A 26,724-nucleotide genomic window follows, 5' to 3' on the forward strand; every position below is an offset into this window, starting at 1 on the left:
CATGCGCATCGACATTGGCCATCGCCTCCGTCTTCAGCGGCGACAGCCTCCCCGGCCCCGCCGCCGCCCCCGCCATACCCGGCATCAGCATCGCGCCTGTCATCAGCGCCGTCATCAACGTGCGGGCGAACTTCATATCCATCTCCCCGGATGCAAACAGGATCTTAGTAAGAGAAGCGCACGCCGAGCCTGAACACCCGGCCGAGCACATCATAGAGCTGGCGGTTGGTCTGGGCGGCGGACGGGGTGTTGTTGGCGGTGATATCGCCGGCGACCAGCACCGGATCCCGGTTGAAGATGTTCTTGATCGACAGGAACGCTTCCGCCTTGCTGTTGCCGATCTCGAAACCGTAACTGGTGTTGAGATCGACGTAGAAGGCGCCGGGGATACGGTTGTTGTTGATGCTGTAGCCGTTGTCGGCGGCCATCTGCGCCTGGGTCCTGGCCGGACAGGACGCTTCGCAATCGACATATTGGGTGTTGTAGACACCGCCGCTCACGCCACGGCCGACGACGCTGATCGAAAACGGCCCCTGATCATAGCCCGCCGACAGGCGATAGCTCCAGTCGGGCGTGCTGCCGCTGTTCTGGCCGGCCGCCTGGCTGGGCACGCCGATGCCATTATTGGTGTAGACGCTGATATAGCGCGTCGCCAGCGCGCGCACGGTGACATTGCCTGCCAGCACCGGCCGGCGGTAGCTTGCCTCGAAATCGATGCCGCGCGACTTGGTCTCCGAATAGTTGAGCGACGTCGAATTGACGATCGAGATGTCCGACGCCGGCGTCAGCGCGCCGCCGTCGGCGGTGACGATGTTGGCGCAGGCAGAGGCGATGTTCTGGCGGAAGCAGAGATCGGTGATGTTGGCTGCGCTCAGGCTGCCGATCGCACCCGTCATGCGGATCGCGTAATAATCCACCGACATGGCGAAGCCCGGAAGGAAGCGCGGCGTGAGCACCACGCCGACGCCGTAGGTCTTGGCCACTTCTGGCTTGAGGCCGGGATTGCCCATCACCTGCTCGAGGATCTCGTCGCTGCGCACCGTGCCGTTGGGCTGGAGCACCTGCACCGTATTGGTCCGCCGGATGCCGGGGGCGAACAGCTCGTTGAGATTGGGCGCACGGATATCGCGGGAGACAGTGCCGCGCAGCTTGATGTCGTCGATCACCTGATAGGTGAGGCCGAGCTTCCAGGTACTGACCGTGCCCGAAGTCGAATAGTCGGTGACGCGCACCGCGCCGTTCAGGTCCATGCCGCGCAACAGCGGCACCACCGTCTCGAGATAGGCCTCCTTCACATTGTAGGAGCCCTTGGTGACCAGATAATTGCCGTAGAGCCAGCCCGACGCGAATTGGGGATCGACGCTGCCGTTCACCTGCTCCTTGCGCCATTCGCCGCCGAACGCGATCGAGACGGGGCCGGCCCAGGTCTCGAAGAGGTCCGCGGTGGAGAGGTTGAACGCAGCGACGTCCTGCTTCAGCGTCTGCTTGCGCAGCGGCTGGTCGCCATTGTTGAAGATATAGTCGATCGCCGCCGGGCTGGCGCCGCCGACGCCGATGCGGTTGATCGGCACGCAGCCATTGTTCGGGCTGGCGAGCGTCGAGCGGCAGACGATGGTGCCGGCGGCGATGCCCGCGCTGTTGCCGGCCGGCGCGAAGACGGCGTCCTGGGCCAGCGCCATGCGGGCGGTGTTCCAGGTGTTGATCAGGCTCTCGTTCGTCTTGGCGATGCCCTTCTGATAATAGGCATCCCATTTCCATTCCCGCGACAGCGCCTCAAACCCGCCCTCGGCGCCGAGCACGTAGCGATAGACCTGGCGGGTGTTGTCGCTGCCCGCCGCCGGGATGCCGGAATTGGTGGTGCCGATGGTGATCGAGCGGAGCTGCTGGGCGGCAGGCACCGTCGCGTTATAGGCGTTGACGCGGCTCAGGAAGGCGGCTGGCAGGAAGGCATTGTCGAGCTGGATCGAGACGCCGGTGCTCGGCGTCTGCTGGTAATAGCTCAGCCCGTTATAATGGCTGTAGGCCATCTGGGCATAGACCTGCAGCGCCGGCGAGAATTCCCAGCTGACCCGCCCGAAGCCGCTGTAGCGTTCCTCATCCGGCATCAGCGAGTTGGTGCCGACGAAGCCGTCCAGGCTATATTGCCAGTCGCCGCCGAGCATCCATTGCCCGCTGGTCCGGGCGACCGGCGCGCCGGCGGCGAACTGGCCGGTCGTCGCGCGCCCGGTGGCGGGATCGATCGTGCCGAAATAAGTGTCCTGGATGCCGGCCGGGCCGTTGGTGACGAGGCCGCCCGGCGTCATGCTGCGCACGCCGATGCCGTCCGACACGAGATAATAGGGCTGACCGTTGGTCGCCGTCCAGGCCGGGTTGACCATCATGAAGTGGCCCTTGCTGTTCCACTTCCGATCGATCGTGCTCTTGCCCTGCTGGTTGAAATATTCGCCGCTGACGAGAATATGGCCCTTGCCGCCGCCGAACGGCATGCCGGCGGTCAGCGTCACCTTGTGGTTGGGCACGTCGCCATAGGTGGTGACGCCATATTCGTAGCTGCCCTTCACGCCGGTATATTTGCGGTCGAGGATGAAGTTGACGACGCCGGCCACCGCATCCGAGCCATAGGCCGACGAGGCGCCGCCGGTCACCACCTCGACCCGCTCGACCAGCGCCTGCGGGAAGGTGTTGGTGTCGACGAGCCCGGTGGCCGAGGACGCAACCGAGCGCTGACCGTCGAACAGCACCAGCGTGCGCACGGCGCCGAGATTGCGCAGGTTGAGCGCGGAGATGCCCGCCTCACCCGCCGAGAGGCGGCCGGAATTGGTCGCGCCGTTCTGGCTGCCGCGGATGGCGGGGAGGGTGGCCGCGAAGTCGGCGATGCTCGCCGGCGCCTCGGCCTGCAACTCCTTGGTGCTGATCACGCTGACCGGGGTGGGCGCGCTATAGCCGTCGCGAACGATGCGCGATCCGGTGACGGTGATATCATCGACGGTCGGCGCGGCTGCATCGGCAGCGGCCATCACCGGCGCGGCATCCTGAGCCTGAGCCTGAGCGCCAACGCAGAGAGCCATCATGCCTGCCGTCGCCAGGCTGCGATGCCTGAGGGAACGCCAGCTGCTACGTGCGTCGGATGCGATGAAACCCGGTAGTATCGTCATGATTGCCCCCGATTTTATGATTTCGGGCAATCCTCTCCATTTTTCTTATGCTTTTTCGTCGCCTTGGCGGGGCGACTATATTGTATAACTGCAATAACAACCTGCTCATATTCAGACATAAACACGCCCGTCGTCCGAGCGCCTGCCATACCTATTGGAGCTAATTTGCCAGCTGCCCCTATCCTTAAACGTTATCAGAATGGTGATTGCGGTTCCCACAATTATCCGGACGCAATCAGAGAGGTGATTGCAGATTCCGGCGCGACATCGGTAATCGACGCCGGAAACTGCTCGCCGGGTTTCGGTTCGCGACATCCGATCCCGGTGCAAGCGCAGGGAGGGCCGCAGGAGATTCGGAAATCGGCGCTCGGGGCGACGAGCGCGCCGGATTCGGCGCACGATACCCGCCTGCACGACCGAAAGCGTCATGGCCTCAAGACGGGTGGCGAAGAAATGACAGAAAATGCAATCAAGGCCATGCTAGCCTAAGGCTGTCCGGGGAGGGGCGGGGCAGCAGATATTTGCGGATCGCTCCCGTGGCGCCGTCCGGCGTGCGCGAAACAAGGGGATGATTTCATGAAGCGGAAGATCCTGATCGGTACTGGCTGCGCCTTGCTCGCGCTCGCCGCAGCTCCGGCCGTCGCCCAGCAGCCGGCCGGCGGCGGCGGAGCGCTGATGCCGGTGCGCGTCGTCGCTGCCGAGGGACGCATCCTGATGACGCTGCCGCCGCCCGACAGGGACGGGGTGTCGGGCCGCTATCTCTATGCCAGCGCGCTGCGCACGGGCCTCGGCTCGGCGGATCTCAGGCTCGATCGCGGCATGCTGGGCGGTGAGCAGATTCTCGCCTTCCGCCGCATCGGCAAGAAGATCGCCGTCACCTTCGAGAACCCGCGCTTCAAGGCGAGCGGCGACGCCGGCGTCCAGGCGGGCGGCCGCGACAGCTTCCCGTTCAGCACCATCGTCATGCTCGATATCGCCGGCACGGGGCCGGACGGCACGACGACGGTGGATATCGCGCCGTTCCTGACGCGCGACCTCGTCGGCATCGCGGACACGCTGAACCAGGGCGGGAAGGGGTTCCGCCTCGCCGAGACGCTGAGCGCGGCGGATCCGTCGTCGGTGAAAATCTTCCCGGACAATGTCGAGATGGAGGCGCTGCAAACCTACACCTCCGACGCGCCGGGCCGGGACGTCTCGGCGATCGCATCCGAGCCCAAGCAGGTCAGCTTCATCGTCCACCACAGCTTCATCCGGCTGCCGGGGCCGGGCTTCCAGACCCGCAAGTTCGATGTCCGCGCCGGCAGCTTCGTCACCCAGCATTATGATTATGGCACGCCGCTCGGAGAGCCCGTGGTCGAGCAGCTCGCCAATCATTTCCGCCTGGAGAAGGTCGATCCGTCGGCCGCGCGCTCGCGGGTGAAGAAGCCGATCATCTTCTACATCGATCGTGCCGCGCCCGAGCCGATCCGCACCGCGCTGATGGAGGGCGTCAATTACTGGCGGACGGCATTCGACAAGGCCGGCCTGATCGACGCCTTCGAGGCACGCATCCTCCCTGAGGGCGCCGATCCGCTCGACGTGCGCTATTCCATGGTCAACTGGAGCAACCGGCTGACGCGCGGATGGTCCTATGGCGGGGGCATCACCGATCCGCGCACCGGCGAGATCATCAAGGGCAATGTCGTCATCGGCGCGCTGCGCGTGCGCCAGGACATGATCATCTTCGAAGGCCTTGTCGGCGCCGATCAGGACAATAAGGGCGGGCCGAACGATCCGGTGCGCGTCTCGCTGGACCGCATCCGCCAGCTCGGCGCGCACGAGGTCGGCCATGCGCTCGGCTTCATGCATAATTTCGCCGGCAGCATCCAGGACCGCACCACGGTGATGGATTATCCGCCGCCGCGCATCAAGCTGACCAACGGCAAGATCGACCTGTCGGACGCCTATGCCAAGGGCGGCGGGCCGTGGGACGATTTCACCGTCGACTGGCTCTACGGCCAGCCAAAGCCGGGCGAGGATCCGGATGTAGCGGCGCGTCGCAAGGCGCTGGCGGCCAAGGACCTGCTGTTCATCACGGACGTCGACGGACGGGCGCCGGACACGCCGAGCCCGTGGGGCAGCATGTGGGACGACGGCGCCGATCCGGTCGACGCGCTCGGCCATATGATGGCGGTGCGCAAGGTCGCGCTCGCCAATTTCGGCACGGCCGTGCTGCAACCGAACGAGGCTCTTTCGAACTTGCGCCGCAAGTTCGTGCCGGTGTGGCTGCTGCATCGCTACAATATCGACGCTACCGGCAAGCTGATCGGCGGCATCGATTATCGCTACGCCGTCAATGGCGACAATCATCCGCCGGCCCAGCCGGTGCCCGCCGCGAGGCAGATGGCGGCGCTGGATGCGCTGCTCGCAACGCTGTCCGCCGATGCCCTGACCGTGCCTGACCGGCTGGTGATGCCGCTGTCCGCCGCGGTGAACGGCGGGCGCGACCTGCAATATAATCTGGAGGTGTTCCAGAATGCCTCGGCCTCGGCGTTCGATCCGCTGGTCGCGGCCGACGCGGCGGCGCAGATGACGCTGGACTCGCTGCTGGCGCCGGCGCGACTGACCCGCGTCTATGAGCAGCATCGCCGCGATCCGGCCTATCTCGGCGTGGACCGGCTGCTCGACAGGCTGCTCGCGGCGACGGTGGACGCGCGGAAGGATGCGGTCGGACGGCGCATCGCGTTTCGCACGATCCTAACGATGGCGCGCACGGCGCGCGACAACGATACTTCCGTCGATGTGGCCGCGCTCATCAATGATCGGCTGCGTGGATTGGCCGACCGGCTGAAGGCGGCAGGCACCGGCGAGGATGGCGCCTGGGCGCGCAGCGTCGCGCAGATCCTGTCCAATGACGGGGCGCTGACCCGCGAACTCGCCAAACGCCCCGCAGCGCCGGCCATTCCGCCGGGCATGCCGATCGGCAGCAGCGAGAGCGACTGGTTCGACGACGTGATGTAGGCCGCGGACCGCAGAGGCGACGGCGGTGAACCCCGCCGTTGCCCGGGTCCGATTTTACATAATATATATTATCGGACTGAGCGACGTCCCGTCGGGGCGGTCGCGCGGCAATGCGATCGTCCATGCCGCGATCGCCATGGCATCCAGCCTCCCCTCCAAGGCGAGTGTGATTGCATCAGCCCCATCCCGGAGGATGATGATCCCGGTGTCCGCCAGCGGGCATCGCAAGTTACGTAGCCCCAGAGAATGCCGGAGCCCATTGCCGCAGGCTGGCATTCAGGGCGAGCAACGCTGCGATTTTGTGTTGATGGCGGAAGGAAGAGTCGCTCCGGGCATGTCCTGGCACCATATTCCTCTGCCCCCCCCTCGCATTCATGGGGAAGCTCCAGTCAATCAGGATAATGGGTGTGGTCACGAGCGCGGCGCGCGAGAGCCCGTGAGGCCCGACCATGCCGATCTCGTGGACGCGCCGGACGGGATCATCACGATCGCGCTGCTGCGACGATTGGGCCACCCTTGCCGGACTGCACGAGGACCGCCGTGCGGTAGACAGGGTTGGGGTTCGGCGGCAATGCGAAGCTCGATGCGGCGCCCGACCAGGTGCCGATCGCCGTCAGCTGGCGGACGATATTACGGTGAGGCAGCGTGCGCCCGCCATTCTCACCGGCGCGGATCGGCACATTATTGACGCGCGGGTCATAGCGGACGACCCATATCGTCGACGTTGGCGCGCCGCGCGCTGCGCCGATAAACAGTTTGTCGCCAGTCAGCCGGATCTGCGGACCAGAATGTCGCGGTGCCGCGGTGATCGCCGCTTCAAGCTGCTGGCGATCGTTACCGACGATCGTCTGCTTTCCGCCGTTTATGACCATCTGCGGCGTCGCGACTTCGCCGCGCCCGGCGCTATGGGCGTAGTCCCACTGCCGTGCCGTGAACCGGGGTGTGGCGAAAGTGTCCTTCCAGCCGAGCTGGTCCCAATAGGTCACCGCGAACGACAGCGGGATGACGTCCGGGCGATCGGCGATCGCATTGAGGTTCGCATTGGCCGGCGGACAGGAGGAGCAGCCCTGGCTCTGAAACAGCTCCACCAATACCGGCGAGCCGGCGGCAGGCGGCGGCGAAACGGATGCTGCGGAGACGCCAACAGCGCCAGCAGCCGCCAGCGCGAGAGTCGCAGCGATCCAATGTTGGCTCTTCATCGTGATGCTCCTCGACTGGTTCCGTGGATCTGGGCCTGCCCTCGGCCGCGCCCGTTAGACCCCGGCAGGCGCCTGAACGACCATAGGCCGGCCCGATAAAGCGGACCGGCCAAATCATGAATCGGCTCAGAACAGGTGCGTGCCGTGGGTGATCGCACCGCCGGCGCGGATCGCCGCAGCGACGGTGGTCGCTTCCGCGAGCTGCGCATCGGTTGCGCCGGCTTCTCGCGCCTGCCTGGTATGGATCTCGATGCAATAGACGCACTGCGTCGTGAGCGCGACGGCAACGGCAATGAGCTGCTTGTTGAGCGCGGAGATCTCGCCGTCCCTGAACACGGCCTTGTCGAACTCCCAGAAGGCCGACATCGCGTCGGGCGCGCCCGCATCCAGGCTCTTCAGTTTCTTCAGCTTACCCATGTCGTGCATGTCGCGTTCCTCGTCGTCGTTCGAAGGTGGATGCTCTGGCCGGGTCGGACGTTGCCCGTCGCGCGCCGTCAGCATGAGGACCTACGTGCCGGCCGGGGCGGGGGTTACAGAGCTGACCGAATGACGAAATCCTCGTCGCCGGCCACCGACTGTGGGACGGATGAACGGGAGGAGCGGGTCGTCCCGATCCGCTCCTCCCCAGCCTTCGGCCGTCAATCAGGGACGTGGCGTGGACAATCGCCGGGCCTGATCATGCCGTCGCCGCACCGGCGAACCTCGTGTCCTTGCGCACCACCGCCCCGATGAGGCCGAAGCCGAGCATCATCATCGCCCAGGTTGCCGGCTCCGGAACGGCGGCGGCGGAAAAGGTGATGCGGTAAAATGGCGTCTCGGCGGAAAGCCCGCTGTTGAAACTATAGCCCGGCGCCGTGGTGAGCCCGTTGAACTTGCTGAAGTCGGCGAAGCTGCGCGAGACCGTGCCGTTCTCCGGATCACGCAGCGTCGCGTCGGCACCGGCGATGTAGGCGGCATTTGCCGGATTGAAGAGCTCCGAGCCGGCGTCCCAGATATCGCCGGCGGTCTGCGTGATGGAGCTTATCAGCAGATTGCCCGCTGCATCGAACAGGCGATAGGCGTGCGGATCATCATTGCCGATGAAGGAATCGTTGCTGGGCACGACCATCGCCGCAAATGAAAAGAAGGGGTTGGTCGCCGGGTCGACCGTAAAGGTCGCGCTCGCCACCTCGCCCGGGGGCATCGGGGCGCCACCCACCGTGCCGAGGACCGCAGCCGGATCTGCCGCGGCAAAGGCCGATAGCCAGTCCGTGCCAGAGCCGAGTTCGGCCGCCGTGACGATCGGCATGGCGGCAGGGCCGCCCTGATCGAAGGCATCGAAGGTGCCGCCGCTGAAGCCGACGTTGAGCGGCGCGACACCGACGCTTGTCGGCGGCGCGATGTTCTGCACGGTGACCGTGACCTTGCGCTGAGCAAAGGCCGGCTGGGCCACGGCTGCGGCGACAAGGACGGCCGGAATTGCCATTCTCGCGATCTGCTTCACGACGCATTCTCCCTTGAGCAGACGGGATGCCTGCGTTCGGCAGTACGTCGACCGTGAGACCGCCGTTACAGTCCCGGGCGCGGATGCGGCGAAGCGTGGACGGGCCGCAGTCACCAGCGAAGCAGCCGTGGCCCCAGCAACGCGCCGACCCCCGCTGCAAGCGCTATTCCAAGACTGTACCAGGTGAGCACAAAGATCGCGGAGACTTCCGGACAGTGGAGGCAATAGATCGTGGCCGCCCAGGCGCCCGCCCCCAGCCCCGCCACCGCGCCGGCGGCGCGAAGGCGGTCGGCGCAAGCTTGCGGAACGACCAGAGCAGCCCGGCGAAGATCGGCGCGGCGAGCGCCACAACCAGCCACGGACATGCCATCCAGCTGCGTCCGAGCCACATCGCGAGCCAGTGCGATGAGGGCGTCCGGGCGAGCTCGCCGACCCCGACACCTGCCAGGATCAACACAGGCGCCGCCAGAAACCAGAGTCCGCCGAGCGATCCCGGCGCAGGTCGCGCCAGACGCGAGATCCCGTATACCGCGCCGAGCCCGAGCGAAATCGTGTAGGTCCATTTCATCCAGAAGGAGAAGCCGTGCATCGCGACGCGCAGGTCCGGACGGACGCCGAGCGTCACCGTCACCAGCAGCATGGCCGCGACGCAGCCGGCGGCGATGCCCAGGCCGATCCGCGTAACGACGGCGTGGCGCGGCACGGATCGAACATCTCGGCTCAGCGCCTGAATGAGCTGATCGTTGTTCATCATGAGCAGCCTTTGGTGGCATCCTCGAAACCTTCGGCCGCGAGGATCGCCTCGACTTGAGCTGGGCTTCGCTCGTTGCCGTCCTCAACCCGGGCCTATGTCGGTTGGCCGCGATCAGTTGCAAAGCTGCTGCCGACGTTCCTGGGATCTCCGGCGGCACGAGCGATCCTACGACCGATAGAGGCGCGGCATCATGCGGCGTAGCGCGTCCACTTTCGGCGCGTCGTTGATGACGATGTACGGGTAGGTCGGGTTCTTCGCCATGAAGTTCTGATGATAGCCTTCGGCCGGATAGAAGTGATCTGCATGCTCGATCCGCGTGACGATCGGGCGGGAAAAGATATGCGACGCCGTGAGCTGCTGGAGGTAGGCACGCGCGACCCGCTCCTGCGCGGCCGACTGCGGGAACAGCGCGGTGCGATACTGGGAGCCATGATCAGGCCCCTGCGCATTCAACGTCGTCGGGTCCGCCACGACGGAGAAATAGACGCGCAGCAGGTCGGCATAGCTGACCCTGGCGGGGTCGAATATGACCCGAACCGCCTCGGCGTGTCCGGTGGTGCCGGTCGACACCTCCTCATAGGTCGCGGCGCCGGCCCGCCCGCCGGCATAGCCCGACGTCGCCGAGGCGACGCCCTTCACATGGTCGAACACGCCCTCCACGCCCCAAAAGCATCCGCCGGCGAAGACCGCGGTCTCGGTCTTGCCGGATACAGGGGCGGTGACGCTGGGCTGCGGTGCGTCGACAAATGCTTCCGCGGACGCGCCAACAGCGGAGGATGCCGCCACCATGGCCAGCACAAGGACGCCGCCGAAACCGAGGTAGGAAACTGAACGCATGGCCGGAAAACTCCTTTGACTACCCTGACATACGCAGATCCCTGTCGTGGCGTTACGCGTAACCTCGGCGGCCGATCGGACGTATCACCAATCATGACCCACCCATCCGATCGCCGAGCCTTCCTCACCACCAGCGCCCTGGCGCTCGCCGGCGCCGCCATGGCCACCGCCAGCCTGCCGGCGCTTGCGGCCGCGCCCCGCCCGTTGCGCCTGAGCGACGCTGAGTGGCGCCGGCGCCTCTCGCCGCAAGCCTATGCCGTGCTCCGGCAGGCCGCGACCGAGCGCCCGTTCTCGAGCCCGCTCAACGCCGAGCACCGCAACGGCACCTTCCTCTGCGCCGGCTGCGCGCTGCCGCTATTCGCCGCGCGCACCAAGTTCGACAGCGGCACGGGCTGGCCGAGCTTCTGGACGTATCTCCCCGATGCGATCGCCACGAAGAGCGATACCAGCCTGTTCATGGAGCGGACCGAAGTGCGCTGCGCACGCTGCGACGGGCATCTCGGCCATGTGTTCGACGACGGGCCCAAGCCGACCGGCCTTCGCTACTGCATGAACGGCGACGCGATGCACTTCGCGCCGCTCCCGGCATTTCCGGCCGCACCTGCACCGTCCCCGGGAGGCGTGGCCAGGAGGTGAATCAAGCGTTGCGCACATCGCGGCCCGATGGCGCATGACCTCAAGGCGGTCCTGTCCCATCGGGCCGATCACCTCACCGGCTTCGTCCCAAGGCGATTGCCGGCCGCCCGCCCCGCCACGGCCGTTGGACTGGAAGGGTCAGAACTGGGTCGACCACTCGGTCATCCAGTCCGGGAAATGATCAAGCGCGAACGCTTCGACCTTCCGGTCGAAGCCGGTCAGGATGAAGACGCCGACCAGGAGGAGAAGCACGCCCAGCACCGCTTTCCCGCGTCCGCCGGCCGCCATCATCCGCCCACGCCACCGGGCGAGCGCCCCGCGAGCCGCGAATGCGATGACCAGCAGCACGGTCGAGATGCCGAGCCCGAAGGCAACCATAACGAGGGCCACCTCGCCCAGGTCCTTGCCTTCGGCCGCAAGTGCGACCGCGGCGCCCAGTGTCGGACCCACGCAAGGCGCCCAGACGATGCCGAGGAGCGCCCCGACCAGCCCCTGCCCCCACAATCCCGCCCTGCCGTCCAGCGAGGACTGGCGCTCGCTCGCCCACGCGGCAAGCGGGGTAGCGATACGGGTGAGCACGTCCTGCAGCTTCGGCAGGAGCAGGATTACGCCGGCCGCGCACAGGATAGCCGCCCCGGCCGCGCGCACGACGAGCGTGTCGATCCCGAGCGCTTGCCCGAACGCGGCCACGATGAAGCCCGTCGCGGTGAATGCGGCCACCAGCCCTGCCGCCAGCGCCAGCGGAGCATAGCGGTGCCGCTGCGCCGCCGACGAGAGCACGATCGGCACCAGCGGCAGCACACAGGGCGACAGGATGGTGAGCGCGCCCGCCGCATAGGCGAGCGCGGGATTGAGAGCGGACGCCATCCTCGGCGTCAGGCGATCGCGCTGTGGATCACCGCGGTGACCTTGCCGTCATCGGTTTCGTGGGCGATCCGGGCCGTCTCGCGCTTGCCGTGGAAGGCGATCACCGTCGACTGCATCGTGGCGCCGAACTTCTGCCAGAGTGGCTTCTGCGTGTCGTAGTCGATACGGAACACCTGCATGTCGCGATATGCGGGCTCTGCGGTCACCCGGGCGATGGTCTTGGCCTGCTCGCGGCAGACCGGGCACCAGGGCGCATGAACCCACACGATGATCGGCTTGCCCGCCTTCTGCGCATCATCGAACGCAGCTTGATTGAATGGCTGTACCGCGGGAGCCGCGGCGGCGGCGGGCGAAACGGCGACGACCGTCGGAACTCCGGCAGCAAGAGCCGCCAAAACCGCGAAAGAAGACTGGCGCATAGGGCCTCCCTGAAACTGTGAAGCACGCTTCCTACGGGCCATCGCCGGGCGCGGTTACACATGGTCGAGAAGGTCGGCCTCACGACGATGATTTTTACCGGACGGGGGCGGTCAAGGGCTGCATGCGCGAGGCGGTGGCCGGCGCCGGTCGTGATAAGCGAGGCACGCCGAACAGCGCCCGGGCGCGCCCCTAAATTGTCCACTCGTCTTCTGGCAGCCTGCACGGTCGTGGAATCCGGCTATCTCCCGCCACCGACACTCCCCCCGCCGTGCCGGATCAGCGCACGACCAGCCGCGTGTAGAGATGCCACGTCGCATAGCCGAGCACCGGCAGCACCACCGCCAGGCCGATCAGCGCCGGAATGGCACCAAGGACGAGCAGCGCGCCGACCATCAGGCCCCAGCGCAGCATGACGCCCTTGTTCGCCGCGACAGCGCGCACGGAGGTATCAATTGCGGTCCGGGCATCAACCGGCTTGTCGACCAGCATCGGCATCGACACCACGCTAACCGTCAGCGCCAGCGCCGAGAAGAATAGCCCGGCGGCGTTGCCGAGCACGATCAGCGCCCAGCCTTCGGGCGTGGTGAACAAGCGCGTCAGGAAGCCGTTCACCGTCTCCGGCACCGGCCCGATCAGCCACAGATAGAGTCCGGCCGCCACCGCCATCCAGGCGAAGAACACCACCAGCAACAGCCCGCCGACGATGACGATCGCGTCGAAAGCCGGGCGCTTCGCCACGTCGAAAAAATGTGACCAGTCGGACGGCAGGCCCTGTTCGCGGCGGCGGGCCAGTTCGTAGAAGCCGATCGCCACCGCCGGGCCGAGTAGCCCGATACCGGCGAGCAACGGGAAGAGCAGATGGACCAGCGAACCCTGCAACGCCACGATCGCCGCGACAAAGCCAATCACCGGATAGATGATGCCGGCGAAGAGCAAGTCACCGCGCCGTTCCATGAAATCGGCCCAGCCCTCGCTGAGCGCTCTCCGCAGGTCCGCCGTCTCGATGGTGCGAACCTCGTAGCTTTCGACAGGTCGATCGATGCCTTCGACATGGGCAATTGCCATGACGCGCTCCTTTGATCCCCGCTCGCGGATCATACGCCTCCCCCAGCCGGGCGGCAATCCACCGCTCCATATTGCTGGAAATCGAGGTCATATTTCTTGCCGGGCATGAAGAACCTATGTATCGTTAACTAAATATATAGAGGAATCGGCGGTTTCTGCCGATTCGAGTTCGGAGAGCCCTCTTCAGCTGACGATCCGGTTCGGCGTGCCGCGGAAAGAACAAGAACATTCATTGCGATGTCCTTGGTCTTAGCCGTGCCTTTGTCCTATCATACTCGATTTATTAGAAAATCGTCTTGGGTACCCCAGCGTTCCTCGTGCGGGCGGATGCACATTCGAATTCATCACAGGGAGGATCGATCATGAGACTTGCAGGAAGAATAGGCGCGCTCGCCTCGGTGGCGCTCGCCGCCGTCACCATCGCCGCGGCGCCGGCCGAGGCCGTCGTCTACCAGAGCTCGATCATCGCATCCGGGCTCGACAATCCGCGCGGCCTCGCCTTCGGGTTGGACGGCGCGCTCTACATCGCCGAGGGTGGCACGTTCAACAATGGCCCGGTCGGCCCATCCGGCGAAGGCCCCGCAGCCTATGGCACCACCGGCGCGATCTCCAGGGTCGACAATGGCGTGCAGACCCGCATCATCAGCGATCTGCCCTCGTTCACCAATATCAACACCGGCTCGGCATCCGGCCCGCAGGACATCGCCTTCTATAACGGCGTCGGCTATTTCGTCGTCGGCCTCGGCGCCAATCCGGCCGTGCGCACCAATGAACTGGGCTCCGCGCCCGGGGCGGCCAACCTCGGCTCGCTCTACTCCTTCACCGGCGCCACCGTCACCAAGATTGCCGACCTCGCCGGCTACGAGGCTTCGGAGAACCCGACCGGCGACCAGATCGACAGCAACCCCTATCACCTGACCGCCGGCGCCAACGGCCTGCTGGTCACCGATGCCGGCGGCAATTCGCTGCTCAACGTCACCGCTGGCGGCGCGGTGTCTACCGCCGGCACTTTCGCCGACGTCGGTTATGACGCGGTGCCGACGGGTGTGTCGGTCGGGCCGGACGGGGCCTTCTATGTCGGGCAGCTTACCGGCTTTCCCTTCCCGGTCGGCGGCGCGGATATCTTCCGCATCGATCCGTTGACCGGCATCCAGTCGATCTACGCCACCGGCTTTACCAACATCACCGACATCGCCTGGGGCGCGGACGGCAGCCTCTATGTGCTGCAGATCGCCGACAACGGCCTGCAGAACGGGCCGTTCGGCTCGATCCAGAAGCTCAACGCCGATGGCACGCACAGCCTGGTCTATGGCGGCCTGTTCGCCTCGACCGGATTGGAGATCGGCCGCGACGGCTCCTTCTACGTCACCCAGAACAGCTCCGCGCCAGGCGTCGGCCAGGTGCTGCGCATCTTCGCCGTGCCGGAGCCGGCGACCTGGGCGATGATGCTGATCGGCTTCGGCGCGGTGGGCATGATGGCGCGCCGCCGCCAGCCCGTCCTCGCCAACGCCTGATCGACGACGGCGTCCGAGGCAAACAGGGCGTCCGGCCAGACGGCCGGGCGCCCTTCCCCTTTTCTCACTACAACGCAACCGCCCAACGCAGCACTTGCCCCGCATGGAAGGCCGATGCAGGCTGGACCGCGCACATGTCGACGAGGGGAAGGAACATGGAGAGCGGACAGGGGAAGATCCCGGCCGAGGCGGTGGACCTCTATACCCGTTTCGTTCACGGGGAGATCAGCCGCCGGGCCTTCACCGCCGGTATCAGCCGGTGCGCTGGCGCCGGCATGACCGCCGGCGGGATCATCGCTGCCCTGATGCCGAACTACGCACTGGCCCAGCAGATCCGCCGCGACGACGAGCGTATCCGCGCCGGCTATGAGACGGTGGCGTCGCCGAAGGGCAATGGTTCGATCCGCGGCTATCTGGTGCGGCCGTTCAGCGCCGAATCCCGGGAGGCGACCTCGACAAAGCTGCCGGGCGTCCTCGTCATCCACGAGAATCGCGGTCTCAACCCGCATACCGAGGATGTCGCACGGCGCTTCGCGCTGGAGAATTTCATCGCCTTCGCGCCCGACACGACGACCTCGCTCGGCGGCTATCCGGGCGATGATTATAAGGGCGGCCAGATGTTCGCGAAGATCGATCGGGACAAGATGACCGAGGATCTCGTCGCGGCCGCGCGCTGGCTGAAGGCGCATCCCGGATGCAATGGCAGGATCGCGGCAACCGGCTTCTGCTACGGCGGCGGCGCCTCCAACGCGCTGGCGGCGATACTTGGCGACGAGCTGTCGGCCGCCGCGCCCTTCTACGGCGCGCCGACCCCGGCGGCCGAGGTGCCCCGGATCAAGGCGGCGATCCTCATCCACCACGGCGCGCTCGATACCCGGCTCGCCGAAGGCTATCCGGCCCAGGAGGCGGCGCTGAAACAGCATAATATCCGCCACGAAGGCCATGTCTGGCCGAACTCCGTCCACGGCTTCTTCAACGATGCCACGCCCGAGCGTTACAACAAGGTGACGGCGCCGCAGGCGTGGAACCGGACGATCGAATGGTTCAACCAATATACCCGCACCGCCTGACCGCCGCGTGGCCCCCGGGGGCATGAATGGATGATCTGACCGACGAGCATTATGTGGCGCTGGCGAGGATCCGCTACGAGCTGCGCCACTTCCTCCATTTCAGCGAGGAGGCAGCCGCCGCCGCCGGGGTGACTCCGCAGCAGCATCAGGCGTTGCTCGCCATCCGCGCGGCCGGCGGCGAGATGCTGGTCGGCGCGCTCGCCGAGTTTCTGCTGCTGAAGCCGCACAGCGCCAGCGAGCATGTCGACCGGCTGGCGAAGCTGGGGCTGGTCAGCCGCAAGCCCGGCACGGCGGATCGCCGGCAGGTGTCCGTCGCGCTCACCGAGGACGGCCGGGCGGTGCTTGCCTCCCTCTCACGCGTCCACCGCGAGGAACTGCGCCGCATCCGGCCGCTGCTGACGCAATTGATCGGCGGGCTTTGAGCCGATCAGTCGCCGCCGAACATGCGGATCAGCAATACGCCGAGCGCAAACACCGCGATCCAGGCGATCGCCATCAGCGCCATCGAGCGCGCCGGCAGGCGGCGGACGGCGATGCTGCCGCCGACCAGCACGAGCATGCCGAGGATCAGCAGCACATCGACGGCGCGATCCGCGTCCATCAGCCGAACTCCAGTTCCATGCCGTCATAGCCAGGCTCGACGCCGTCCGGCAGGATGCGAAGCAAGGTGCGATAATCCATGCTGTTGTCCATGTGCATCAGCACCGCCCAGCCCGGTTTGAGGCGCTGGATCCAGCCCAGCGCCTTTTCGAGATTGGGATGGGTCGGATGCGGGGTGACGCGCAGCGCGTCCAGCACCCACACTTCGACGCCCCGGAACAGCGCCGCCATCTCATCGGTAAGCGCATTGAAATCGGTCGAATAGCCGGCCGAATAGCCCTCCCAGTCGAAGCGCAGCCCGGCCGAGGTGATCGCGCCGTGCGGCTGGTCGACGACGCGGATACGGATGTCGCCGATCGTGAAATCATCGGGCAGATCATGGCCGACCACGGTCGGCGGATATTGATCCTTGCCCTGGAAGGCATAGCCGAAGCGCGCCCGCATCGAGGCCATGGTCTCCGGACGGGCGTAGCAGTCGATCGCGCCGCGCTTGGCGAACCAGAGCTGGCGCAGATCGTCGATGCCGTGGGTGTGATCGGCATGATCATGCGTCCAGATGACCGCGTCCACCGCCCCGCAATCGGCATCGAGGAGCTGTTCGCGCATGTCCGGCGAGGTGTCGACGAGGATGGTGGTGGTCTCCGTCCGCACCAAGATCGAGGCGCGGCGGCGACGGTTCTTCGGCTCGGCGGGATCGCATTTGCCCCAGTCATTGCCGATGCGCGGCACGCCCGAGGAGGTGCCGGTGCCGAGCAGCCGGACCCTCATGCGCGGCGCGCCTTCGCGAAGAGCGCGAAGAAATTGTCCGCGGTCCGATCGGCCAGCACGGCGACCTCCTCGCCGCGCAGCCCGCCAAGGAAGCGGGCCGTGTCGGCGACGAACGCCGGCTCGCCCGGCTTGCCGCGATGGGGCACCGGCGCGAGGAACGGCGCGTCGGTCTCGATCAACAGGCGATCTTCCGGAAGGGTTGCAGCGATGTCCTGCAAGTCCTTGGCATTCTTGAAGGTGACGATGCCGGAAATGGAGATATAGAGCCCGAGATCGAGGGCCGCCCGGGCGAAATCGGCGCTCGCCGTGAAGCAGTGGATAAGCGCCGGATAGGCCCCCTTTCCCATCTCGTCGCGCAGGATGGCGATGGTGTCGGCCTCGGCGTCGCGGGTGTGGACGATCAGCGGCAGCCCCGTTTCGCGGGCGGCGGCGATATGGGCCCGGAAACTCGTCTGCTGCTGCGCGCGATCGGATTTGTCGTAATAATAATCGAGCCCGCTCTCGCCGATGCCGACGACCCGCGGATGGGCGGCAGCATCGACCAGCCGCGCCGTGTCGATATCGGCATGCTGGTCGGCCTCATGTGGATGGATGCCGACCGAGGCCCACACGTCCGCCTCGCGATCCGCGGTGGCGATGACCTCGTCCCATTCCCGCGCGCGGGTCGAAATGTTGAGCATCGTGCCGACGCCCGAGGCGCGGGCGCGATCCAGCACTTCCGGCTGACGCTCGACCAGGCCGGGATAATTGAGGTGGCAATGACTATCGACAAACATGGCCGCCAGATAGGCACCCTGCCCGCGCCGCGCCAGTCGAAAGCTTGGCTCAGATGTCGAGGCGCGGGAAGACGCCCTCCGGCGGCGGCAGCGCGTTCCCCGGGGCGAGGCCGGTGTCGAGGGTGGCGAAGCTGCGCGCGTCTGTCGCGACGCCGAGTTGATCGAGCAGCCGGTCGGCGCTCGCCGGGATGAACGGGCGCAGCATCAGCGCGACGCGGCGCAGGCCGTCGGCGGCGCGATAGAGCACGCCGCCCATGCGGGCCGGGTCGGTCTTCTTCAGCGCCCAGGGCTGTTCGCTCGCGACATAATTGTTGAGGTGGCTGGCGAGCGCCAAAGCGTGCTCGGCGGCGCGATGGAGGGCGAGATCGGCCATCGCCCCGTGATAGGCCGGCACCAGATCCGCAAACTGGGCGGCGAGCGCGGCGTCCGCATCGCTGTCCGGGCCTGGCGCGGGCACCAGCCCATCGCAATTCTTGGCGATCATCGACAGGCTGCGCTGGGCGAGGTTGCCGACATTGTTGGCAAGATCGGCATTGACGCGGGTGACGATCGCTTCGTGGCTATAGCTGCCGTCCTGACCGAAGCTGACTTCGCGCAGGAGGAAGTAGCGCAGCGCATCGACTCCGTAAATCTCTGCCATTTCAATCGGATCGACGACGTTGCCGACAGACTTCGACATCTTCTCGCCGCGATTGAGCAGGAAGCCGTGGCCGAATACCCGCTTGGGCAGCGGCAAACCGGCCGACATCAGGAAGGCGGGCCAATAGACGGCATGGAAACGGACGATGTCCTTGCCGATGATATGCACATCAGCCGGCCACCATGCGGAGGCATCGCCCGGATAGCCGGCACCGGTCAGGTAATTGGTCAGCGCGTCGACCCACACATACATGACATGGCCCGGGCTGCCCGGCACCGGCACGCCCCAGTCGAAGCTGGTCCGCGATACGGACAAGTCCGCAAGGCCGCCCCTGACGAATGACACCACCTCGTTGCGGCGCCCGTCCGGGCCGACGAAATCGGGGTTCGCTTCATAATGAGCGAGCAGCCGATCCTGATAGGCGGACAGACGGAAGAACCAGCTTTCCTCCACTGTCCATTCAACCGGCGTGCCTTGCGGCGACAGCCTGGCCCCGTCCTCCCCGGCAACCAGCTCCTTCTCGTCGTAAAAGGCCTCGTCGCGAACCGAGTACCAGCCTTCATAGCGATCGAGATAAAGATCGCCATTGGCCGCCATTGCCTGCCAGATCGCCTGGCTGGCGGCATAATGATCAGCGTCGGTGGTGCGGATGAAGCGATCATAGGAGATGGAAAGCTTGTCATCCATCGCCTTGAAATACGACGACATCTCGTCGGCAAGCTGGCGCGCCGTCAGGCCCCGGCCGCGCGCCGTCTGGGCCATCTTCAGGCCGTGCTCGTCGGTGCCGGTGAGGAAGCGGACGGTGCGGCCGAGCTGCCGTTGATAGCGGGCGATGACGTCCGTCGCGATCGCCTCATAGGCATGGCCGATATGCGGGCGGCCATTGGGATAGCTGATGGCGGTGGTGATGTAGAAGGATTCGGTCATCGGCTCGCTTGTGTCTGGGGCGCCAGCGCCGCGAGCATGCTGCCCAACTCGAAGACGGTGGTCTGGGGATCGAGCGAGAGGCGCACCGCGCTGCCGGCAAGGGCGCGCGCCTTCTCCCACAGGGCGATCGCCTCGGCAAGCGCGGCTCCGGAGCGCCGCCGCGCCTCTTCGGCGATCGCCGACGGCGCACGCTCCAGGAACATCTCGTAGCGCGGCTGGGCGGCCTTGAGCGCGAGCTGGCGGGCGAGCGCGGCGCGGCGCTGGTTGAGCGGATCCCCCTCGGTCACGAGCGCCGCCATGGCCTGATCCAGCGCCTCGATATCCAGCCCCGCGAAGCGCAGCGCCGAGCCGGGAGCGCCCGCGCCGAGCGCGGCCAGCGAGGCGATCTCGGCCGCGTCCGCCTCGGGCATGGCATCACGAAGCGCGGCGGTCATGTCGGCGTCATCCAGCCGGCCGAAGCGGAGCAGGCGGCAACGCGAGCGGATCGTCGGCAACAGCCGGCCCGGCGCGTGACTGACGAGAAGAAACACCGTGTTCGCAGGTGGTTCCTCGAGATTCTTGAGAAGCGCATTGGCCGCCGAGCGCTCCATATCGTCGATCGAATCGACCACGATCGCGCGCCACTCCGACAGCGACGGCGTGGTCGACAGCAGCCGCTGCAAGCCGCGCACCTGATCGACGCTGATGTTGCGGGCGAGCTGGTCCGACCTGTCGCGGACCAGCCGCTCCAGCCGGGCGAAATCCGGGTGACTGCCTGCCTCGAAGAGATGCGCGATGGGGTGGTCGCCGGGCAGCTCCAGTCCCGGCGCCAGCACCGGCGGTCCGGCCGCCTCGGCGAGCAGTCGCCGCGCCGCCATGTCGGCGAAGCGCGCCTTGCCCACGCCCTGTGGCCCGGCGAGCAGCCAGGCATGATGCAGCCGCCCGGATGCGCGCGCCGAGAGGAAGGCATCCACCGCGGCGGCGTGGCCGTAAAGATGGGTCATGCGATGGCGTCCAGCGCGGCGAGCAAGCGGGCGGTCACCTCGCCCTCCTCACCGGTGGCATCGATCAGGCGCACCCGCTCCGGCTCCTCGACGGCGATGCGCTCGAAGAAGGCGCGGACCCGCGCGTGATAGGCGTCGCCCCGGCGGCGGAAGCGGTCGGCAGCGCCGTCCCGCGCCAACTCCCGCGCCTCCGCCTCGCCCGGCGGCAGGGACAGCACCAGCGTACGATCCGGCAACAGCCCGCCGCTGCCGATGCGGTGCAGCGCCAGCACGTCCGCGTCGCCAAGCCCGCGCGCATCGCCCTGATAGGCGCGCGAGCTGTCGAGGAAGCGATCGCACACCACCCATTGGCCGGCGGCGACGGCCGGGCGGATCACCCGTTCGACATGGTCCGCGCGGGCGGCCGCGAACAACAGCGCCTCGGCCGCCGGCGACCAGCGCTCGCCGTCACCCTCGAACAGCAGGGCGCGGATTGCCTCCGCGCCCGCGCTGCCACCCGGCTCGCGGGTGGTGACGACGTCGTGGCCGCGTGCACGAAGCGCCTCGGCAAGCAGGCGGAGCTGGGTGGATTTGCCGACCCCCTCCCCGCCCTCAAGGCTGATGAACCGGCCTTGCGACACTCAGGCGAGACCGAACAGCGCCCGGAGCCCCGCCCACAGCCGATCGAAGAACCCGGCCGGGCCGACATCGCTGGCGGCGACGAGCGGCAGCAGCTGCTGGCCGGCGTCGGCCGAGGTCACCACCAGATCGGCGACATGGTCGCCGGCCTTGATCGGCGCCTTGAGCGGCCCCTGATAGACAACCTTCATCGTCATGTCGGACGCAGCACCCGCCGGCACGGTGACGGTGAGGTCGCGCGGGGCGATCAGCCCCACTTCGCGGGCATTGCCCAACTGCACCTCGGCGGTCTGCACCTGCTTGCCCTTGGCGAAGAGCGGGCGGGCGCGCCATGCACGGAAACCCCAGTTCATGAAGCTGACCGACTGGGCGATGCGCTCGTTCGACGAGGAGAGGCCGGCCATCACCATCACCAGCCGCCGGCCATTCTGCTCCGCCGAGCCGGTGAAGCCATAACCGGCTTCTTCGGTATGGCCGGTCTTCAGCCCGTCGGCGCCGGCGACGCGGCCGAGCAGCGGATCGCGATTGGCCTGGGTGATGTCCTGGCCCGAGCCCATCGTCTTGCCCCAGGTGAAATCGAGCCTGGAGTAGAAATCCTTGTAGAGCTTGGGATGGTCGCGGATCGTCGCCTCGGCCAGCCGCGCCAGATCGCGCGCCGTGACATAGGTGACGCCATTGTCCGGCCAGCCATTGGACGTGCCGAAATGCGAATTGGTGAGGCCGAGCTTGCGCGCCTGCTCGTTCATCAGGCTTACGAAGGCAGGCTCGGTGCCCGAAATGCCCTCGGCGAGCACCACGCAGGCGTCATTGCCCGAGAGCGTGACGATGCCGGCAAGGAGGTCCGCCACCGACACTTCCTCGCCGGGCGAGAGGAACATCGTCGAGCCGGCAGCCGGGCCGTGCCACTGCTTCCACGTCTCGGGCCGCACCTGGAACTTCTGGTCCAGCTTCAGCTCGCCCTTCTTGAGAAGATCGAAGGCGACGTAGACCGTCATCATCTTCGCCATCGAGGCGGGCGGCATGCGCAAGTCGCCGGCCTTGTCATAGAGCACCGCGCCCGAGGACAGGTCCTTGAGATAGGCGACCTTGGCGGTCGTATCGAAGGGCGGGGCGGCCGCGATGGCGGGGGCCGAAAGGCTGAGCAAAGCAACGAGATAAGCGGGCTTCATGCGTCCGGGACCAGTCATGTGAGGAATGTGATGCGATTCAGGTTAGCGCGGGGCGAGGCCCCGTCTCAAGCTCAGTTCACCACTGCATCGGCGAGCAGGCCGACCGACAAGGCGTAATAGTTGGAGCAGTTGTAATCGAGGATGGCCCGATAGTTGGTGGTGAGAAGATAGGCGGTCTGCCCCGGGCCGTCGGGCTCGATCAGGGTCGCCATCTCCTCGTCCGCCGGCCACGGCCCGCCGGCCTGGGTCAGGCCCTTCGCCTTCCACTCGGCGACGGTCAGCCAACGGCTATGCCGCGCAAAGACGCGCGGGCAGCGCGGGCTCACCAGCCTGGTCGCCACGGCGCCGCGATCGAAATCGGGCGGCACCATCACCGCCGTGCCCCAGCGGACATCGGGCTTCCAACCGGCGTTGACGAGATAATTGCCGATCGAGGCAAGCGCGTCGTCGGCGTTGTTCCAGATATCGACCTTGCCGTCGCCATTGCCGTCGCGGGCGAGGCGCAGATAGACGGACGGCAGGAATTGCGGATAGCCGGTGGCGCCGGCCCAGCTCCCCTTGAGCTGATCGCGCCTCACGCCGCGATCGATCATCTTCAGCGTGTCGATGAACTCGGTGGTGAACAGCTCGCGACGCCGCCCCTCGAAGGCGAGCGTGGCCAGCGAGCGGGGCAGATCGAAATTGCCGGTATAGCCGCCATAATCCGTCTCATGCCCCCAGATGGCGACCATGATCGCCTCCGGCACGCCGGTCTCCGTCTCGATGCGGGCGAGCGAGGGGCGCGCGTTCAGCCAGGCGCGCTGGCCACGCCCGATGCGCGCGGCATCGACATGGCGGGCGCGATAGGGCGCGAAGGCCGGCGGCGCCGCGCTCGGCGTGCCCGGCTGGCGGCGATCGAGCGTCACCACCCGCGGATCATAGCTGAGCGTCGGGATCACCGCGTCGAACGTCGCGGCGGTCACTCCCTCGGCGAGGGCGCGCTGGCGCAGCCCGACGACGAAGGCGGAGAAGCCGGCTTCCTCCGGCGGCGCGGCGGCGGCCGGCGGAAGCGGCTCGGGATCGGCATCCTCTTCCTGCACCTGGGCATGGGCGGCGATCGACCCGCAACAGGCGGCAACGAGGAGAAGCGAACGGATACCGGGCAGGAAGGACATTCGCCCTCCCTGCCACAGGCGGCGGGGATCATGAACCCCCGTCGCCCGCGGGCTCAGAAATCGGTGACGAAATCGAGGAAGAAATAATGCGCGTCGCCATTGTCGGGGGCGTTGGGCGCATCCTTCAGGAAACGGCCCCGCGCCAGCACCGCGCCGCCGGCCTCGACCCGGAAGATCTTGGGCACGAACCAGTAGCGCACGCGGCCCTCGACCTGGGTGCCGGCATGATCGCCGGACCGGCCGCGCGCATCGCGCACACCGGTCGAGCCGAAGCTGTCGGTCTTCGAATCGAGCCACAGGCCGCGGACCATGACGAAGCCGTCGAGCTTCTTGCTCGGCGCCGCTTCCAGCCTGACGCCAACCGAGCGCAGATTGGCCCGGGAGACCATGCCATAGAGGCTGGACGGGCCGAAATCGGTGCGCGCCGCGCCGTAAAGGCTGTCGAATCGGGTGATCTTGCTCGGGTCGCTGTCCTCGCCGGTGATCTTGTCACCGTGAAATGAGATACGCGGTGCCCACGGCCCGCCAAACTTCCGCCCGACCTCGCCATGGATCAGCCACGCCGACACGTCGACATCCTTGCGATCGGTGGCGGCGGTCGAGGCGCGGGCATGTCCGGTCTGGCCGATGCCTTCCACCTCGAAGTCGAAGCTGTTCGTCTGCGGCTTGCGGAACAGGCGGCCACCATAGGTCACCAGATGCCGGTTCCTCGTTGCCTGATAGGAGGCATCCCGCTCGGCGAGGCGAAAGACATAGGCTTCGCCGGTGACGCCCGCGATCAGCGGCCGGGTATAGTCGCCGCCGAAGAACTGCAGGCCGGTGCGGGCGCGGTCCAGCTCGACCCTGTTGTGGTGGATCGCGTCCGGATCGCTCGGCAAGCGCGTGCTCGGCATCGTCCAGAACAGCAGAAGATGGTCCTTCCCCTGCCCCGTCCAATCGAACGAGACGCCGGTGAAGCTGTTGACGCTGTCCGAGAAATCCGGCCGCGCGGCGAGGCGCCCCGCGCCGATGTCGAGCGTGAAGCGACCCGCAGTGAGGGCGCCCCGCGAACCCTTGCCGGTCATGCCGTCGAGATCGAACCGCAGATAGGCCTGTAGCGGCTCGAGCGCGTTGACCTCGTTGATGCCGGCGGACGAATTGTCCTTCTCGGCATAGCCGCGCGCGTCGCGCAGCTCGCCGACGATGTGCACCGGACCGGTATCATAGTCGGCGAGCAAGGTGGTGCGGAAGGTGGTGAGCAGGTCGCGCCTGGCGATGTTGGGGCGAAGCTGCCCGTCGATGCCTTCGACGCGGGTGCGGAAATTCAGCTTGAGGGTGAGATTGTCCGGCGCGTCGACCCATTCATGCAGCGGATTCGAATCGGCCGCCACCGCCGGCGAAAACCCCGCCGCCGCCATGACCATTCCCCAGCCCATCGCCGCGGCGCGCGTGCGCCGGGCGAGCCCATGCTTGTTCTCGTTCACCATCCCACCTTATCGAAACCCATATCGGGACGGGCGACAAGGTCCATGCGGCATGCGGAGCCCTCTGGCTGCGCAAACGACGTGCCCCCCGGCCTACCATCCGCCGAACGGCCTAATCACATTGTCCTAACGGGGAGCTAACCGAGGGATCGCAAACTGTTGGCGGCGGCGCTCTCAGATCACCCCGAGCATGCGCATCGCCTCGGCCACACGGGTGAAGCCGGCGATGTTCGCGCCGAGCACGTAATCGCCCGGCGCGCCATAATCCTCCGCGGTTTCGTAGCAGGTATCGTGGATGTTGCGCATGATCACGTTGAGCCGCGCCTCGGTCTGTTCGAAGCTCCAGCTGTCACGGCTGGCATTTTGCTGCATTTCCAGCGCGGAGGTGGCAACCCCGCCGGCGTTGGCGGCCTTGCCCGGGCCGAACAGCACGCCGGCCTCGCGGAAGATGCGGATGGCGTCGGGCGTGGACGGCATGTTCGCCCCCTCGCCAACCGCGATCACGCCGTTCCTGACCAGCGCCGTCGCGTCCCTGCCGGACAGCTCGTTCTGGGTGGCAGACGGCATGGCGACATCGCAGGGCACATTCCAGATCGAGCCTTTTTCGAGCGGCACGAAATGCGCGCCCTCGCCGCGCCGCTCGGCATATTCGCGGATCCGCTCGCGCCGGGCGTCCTTGACGTCCTTGAGCAGCGCGACGTCGATGCCGTTCTCGTCCAGCACATAGCCGCTGGAATCCGAGCAGGCGATCACCTTGGCGCCGAACGACTGAACCTTCTCGACGGTATAGATGGCGACGTTGCCGGAACCCGAGACGACGACCTTCTTCCCGTCGAAGCTGGTGCCCTTCGTTTCCAGCATCGCCTGCACGAAATAGCTGTTGCCGTAACCGGTTGCCTCGGTGCGGGCGCGCGAGCCGCCATAGACCAGAGCCTTGCCGGTGATGACGCCGGCCTCGTAGCGGTTGGTCAGCCGCTTGAACTGGCCGAACATATAGCCGATCTCGCGCCCGCCAACGCCGATATCGCCGGCCGGGACGTCGGTATATTCGCCGAGATGGCGGTGCAGCTCCGTCATCAGCGACTGGCAGAAGCGCATGATCTCGCCATCCGACTTGCCCTTCGGATCGAAATCCGAGCCGCCCTTGCCGCCGCCGATCGGCAGGCCGGTGAGCGCATTCTTGAAGGTCTGCTCGAAGCCGAGAAACTTGATGATGCCGACGTTCACCGACGGGTGGAAGCGCATGCCGCCCTTATACGGCCCGAGCGCCGAATTGAACTGGACGCGGAAGCCGCGATTGATCTGCACCTGTCCGCGATCGTCGACCCATGGGATGCGGAAGATGATCTGGCGCTCCGGCTCGCAGATCCGCTCGATCAGGGCGTCGTCGAGGAAGTGCGGATGCTTGGCGGCGACGCGACCGAGGCTTTCCAGTACCTCGTGCACAGCCTGATGGAATTCCGGCTCCCCGGCATTGCGCTCGATCACCTTGGCGAGGATCGGCTGGAGCTTCTCGTCGATGCTGGTCATGATTCTCGCCTGTTGTTCCGGGGCAGGCTGCATGATGAGACGATGCCGGGAACCACAACTGGCCTCATGGACAGGGGGCGCCGGCTGCGCATAGGC

The 26,724-nt window shown here is 66.7% G+C and carries 24 protein-coding genes and 1 pseudogene; 6 read left to right on the forward strand and 19 right to left on the reverse strand.

Translation table 11 applies throughout. The features are described 5' to 3' along the window. Nucleotides 1–164: 164 nt before the first annotated feature. On the reverse strand, nucleotides 165–3,068 hold the full coding sequence (locus KOF26_RS00005; protein ID WP_253200889.1) for a TonB-dependent receptor domain-containing protein: 2,904 nt from the start codon (nucleotides 3,066–3,068) through the stop codon (nucleotides 165–167). Nucleotides 3,069–3,398: 330 nt separating this feature from the next. Between KOF26_RS00005 and KOF26_RS00010 the strand changes: the two genes are divergently transcribed. Together KOF26_RS00010 and KOF26_RS00015 are read left to right on the forward strand one after the other, a co-directional pair. Next, entirely contained in the window at nucleotides 3,399–3,644 is a 246-nt protein-coding gene (locus KOF26_RS00010; protein ID WP_216318075.1) for a hypothetical protein, read from the forward strand. Nucleotides 3,645–3,731: 87 nt separating this feature from the next. Continuing rightward, entirely contained in the window at nucleotides 3,732–6,155 is a 2,424-nt protein-coding gene (locus tag KOF26_RS00015) for a zinc-dependent metalloprotease (protein ID WP_216318078.1), read from the forward strand. A 482-nt stretch (nucleotides 6,156–6,637) separates the two neighbouring features. Here the strand turns inward: KOF26_RS00015 and KOF26_RS00020 are convergent, their stop codons facing one another. The 5 genes and pseudogenes from KOF26_RS00020 to msrA form a co-directional block, all read right to left on the reverse strand. Continuing rightward, nucleotides 6,638–7,354 (reverse strand): DUF1223 domain-containing protein, encoded by a 717-nt coding sequence (locus tag KOF26_RS00020; RefSeq protein WP_216318081.1) that lies wholly within the window; start codon nucleotides 7,352–7,354, stop codon nucleotides 6,638–6,640. A gap of 126 nt (nucleotides 7,355–7,480) precedes the next feature. Next, complete coding sequence (locus KOF26_RS00025; RefSeq protein ID WP_253200890.1) at nucleotides 7,481–7,855, reverse strand: carboxymuconolactone decarboxylase family protein; 375 nt, start codon at nucleotides 7,853–7,855, stop codon at nucleotides 7,481–7,483. Nucleotides 7,856–8,030: 175 nt separating this feature from the next. After that, entirely contained in the window at nucleotides 8,031–8,837 is an 807-nt protein-coding gene (locus KOF26_RS16940; protein ID WP_363181469.1) for a spondin domain-containing protein, read from the reverse strand. Between the two features lie 110 nt (nucleotides 8,838–8,947). Continuing rightward, nucleotides 8,948–9,588 (reverse strand): annotated as a pseudogene (locus tag KOF26_RS00035) (DUF1109 domain-containing protein). Nucleotides 9,589–9,756: 168 nt separating this feature from the next. Further along, a complete protein-coding gene (msrA, locus tag KOF26_RS00040) occupies nucleotides 9,757–10,428 on the reverse strand; it encodes a peptide-methionine (S)-S-oxide reductase MsrA (protein ID WP_216318084.1) in 672 nt (223 codons plus the stop codon). 93 nt (nucleotides 10,429–10,521) lie between these two features. On the opposite strand from msrA, the gene msrB reads away from it, so the two are divergent. Next, complete coding sequence (gene msrB / locus KOF26_RS00045; protein WP_216318087.1) at nucleotides 10,522–11,064, forward strand: peptide-methionine (R)-S-oxide reductase MsrB; 543 nt, start codon at nucleotides 10,522–10,524, stop codon at nucleotides 11,062–11,064. A 138-nt stretch (nucleotides 11,065–11,202) separates the two neighbouring features. On the opposite strand, the gene KOF26_RS00050 is transcribed toward msrB, so the two are convergent. The 3 genes from KOF26_RS00050 to KOF26_RS00060 form a co-directional block, all read right to left on the reverse strand. Then, nucleotides 11,203–11,931: a cytochrome c biogenesis CcdA family protein gene (locus tag KOF26_RS00050; RefSeq protein ID WP_216318090.1), complete on the reverse strand. Its 729-nt coding sequence runs from the start codon at nucleotides 11,929–11,931 to the stop codon at nucleotides 11,203–11,205. Nucleotides 11,932–11,939: 8 nt separating this feature from the next. Next, nucleotides 11,940–12,350: a thioredoxin family protein gene (locus KOF26_RS00055; protein ID WP_253200891.1), complete on the reverse strand. Its 411-nt coding sequence runs from the start codon at nucleotides 12,348–12,350 to the stop codon at nucleotides 11,940–11,942. Nucleotides 12,351–12,627: 277 nt separating this feature from the next. Continuing rightward, on the reverse strand, nucleotides 12,628–13,416 hold the full coding sequence (locus tag KOF26_RS00060) for a DUF2189 domain-containing protein (protein WP_216318095.1): 789 nt from the start codon (nucleotides 13,414–13,416) through the stop codon (nucleotides 12,628–12,630). A gap of 362 nt (nucleotides 13,417–13,778) precedes the next feature. Here KOF26_RS00060 and KOF26_RS00065 point away from each other — a divergent pair, with 362 nt between their 5' ends. The 3 genes from KOF26_RS00065 (at nucleotide 13,779) to KOF26_RS00075 (ending at nucleotide 16,422) form a co-directional block, all read left to right on the forward strand. After that, the gene (locus tag KOF26_RS00065; protein WP_216318099.1) at nucleotides 13,779–14,930 is read left to right on the forward strand and encodes a ScyD/ScyE family protein; all 1,152 of its coding nucleotides are present in this window, start codon (nucleotides 13,779–13,781) and stop codon (nucleotides 14,928–14,930) included. 155 nt (nucleotides 14,931–15,085) lie between these two features. Then, nucleotides 15,086–16,000 (forward strand): dienelactone hydrolase family protein, encoded by a 915-nt coding sequence (locus tag KOF26_RS00070; RefSeq protein WP_216318102.1) that lies wholly within the window; start codon nucleotides 15,086–15,088, stop codon nucleotides 15,998–16,000. A 26-nt stretch (nucleotides 16,001–16,026) separates the two neighbouring features. Further along, on the forward strand, nucleotides 16,027–16,422 hold the full coding sequence (locus tag KOF26_RS00075; RefSeq protein WP_216318105.1) for a MarR family winged helix-turn-helix transcriptional regulator: 396 nt from the start codon (nucleotides 16,027–16,029) through the stop codon (nucleotides 16,420–16,422). 5 nt (nucleotides 16,423–16,427) lie between these two features. Here KOF26_RS00075 and KOF26_RS00080 read toward each other — a convergent pair whose 3' ends face one another. The 10 genes from KOF26_RS00080 to gdhA form a co-directional block, all read right to left on the reverse strand. Then, nucleotides 16,428–16,601 (reverse strand): hypothetical protein, encoded by a 174-nt coding sequence (locus KOF26_RS00080; RefSeq protein ID WP_216318108.1) that lies wholly within the window; start codon nucleotides 16,599–16,601, stop codon nucleotides 16,428–16,430. Continuing rightward, the gene (locus KOF26_RS00085) at nucleotides 16,601–17,368 is read right to left on the reverse strand and encodes an MBL fold metallo-hydrolase (protein WP_216318111.1); all 768 of its coding nucleotides are present in this window, start codon (nucleotides 17,366–17,368) and stop codon (nucleotides 16,601–16,603) included. Before KOF26_RS00085 ends, KOF26_RS00080 begins: the two co-directional genes overlap by 1 nt. After that, on the reverse strand, nucleotides 17,365–18,144 hold the full coding sequence (locus KOF26_RS00090) for a TatD family hydrolase (RefSeq protein WP_216318114.1): 780 nt from the start codon (nucleotides 18,142–18,144) through the stop codon (nucleotides 17,365–17,367). Before KOF26_RS00090 ends, KOF26_RS00085 begins: the two co-directional genes overlap by 4 nt. A gap of 49 nt (nucleotides 18,145–18,193) precedes the next feature. Continuing rightward, on the reverse strand, nucleotides 18,194–19,711 hold the full coding sequence (metG, locus tag KOF26_RS00095) for a methionine--tRNA ligase (protein ID WP_216318117.1): 1,518 nt from the start codon (nucleotides 19,709–19,711) through the stop codon (nucleotides 18,194–18,196). Further along, nucleotides 19,708–20,694, reverse strand: a complete 987-nt coding sequence (locus tag KOF26_RS00100) for a DNA polymerase III subunit delta' (RefSeq protein WP_216318120.1) — start codon at nucleotides 20,692–20,694, stop codon at nucleotides 19,708–19,710. The genes metG and KOF26_RS00100 overlap by 4 nt, the downstream gene beginning before the upstream one ends. After that, entirely contained in the window at nucleotides 20,691–21,314 is a 624-nt protein-coding gene (gene tmk / locus KOF26_RS00105; protein ID WP_216318124.1) for a dTMP kinase, read from the reverse strand. Before tmk ends, KOF26_RS00100 begins: the two co-directional genes overlap by 4 nt. Next, nucleotides 21,315–22,481, reverse strand: a complete 1,167-nt coding sequence (locus KOF26_RS00110; protein WP_253200892.1) for a D-alanyl-D-alanine carboxypeptidase family protein — start codon at nucleotides 22,479–22,481, stop codon at nucleotides 21,315–21,317. 71 nt (nucleotides 22,482–22,552) lie between these two features. Further along, on the reverse strand, nucleotides 22,553–23,635 hold the full coding sequence (locus KOF26_RS00115) for a lytic murein transglycosylase (RefSeq protein WP_216318130.1): 1,083 nt from the start codon (nucleotides 23,633–23,635) through the stop codon (nucleotides 22,553–22,555). A 53-nt stretch (nucleotides 23,636–23,688) separates the two neighbouring features. Beyond that, nucleotides 23,689–25,098, reverse strand: coding sequence for an alginate export family protein (locus KOF26_RS00120; protein WP_363181478.1), 1,410 nt, complete (start codon nucleotides 25,096–25,098; stop codon nucleotides 23,689–23,691). Between the two features lie 174 nt (nucleotides 25,099–25,272). Then, the gene (gene gdhA / locus KOF26_RS00125; RefSeq protein ID WP_216318133.1) at nucleotides 25,273–26,628 is read right to left on the reverse strand and encodes an NADP-specific glutamate dehydrogenase; all 1,356 of its coding nucleotides are present in this window, start codon (nucleotides 26,626–26,628) and stop codon (nucleotides 25,273–25,275) included. Nucleotides 26,629–26,724 lie beyond the last annotated feature (96 nt).

Source organism: Sphingomonas quercus (assembly GCF_018863195.1).
In the GTDB taxonomy this organism is placed as follows: Bacteria; Pseudomonadota; Alphaproteobacteria; order Sphingomonadales; family Sphingomonadaceae; genus Solisphingomonas; species Solisphingomonas quercus.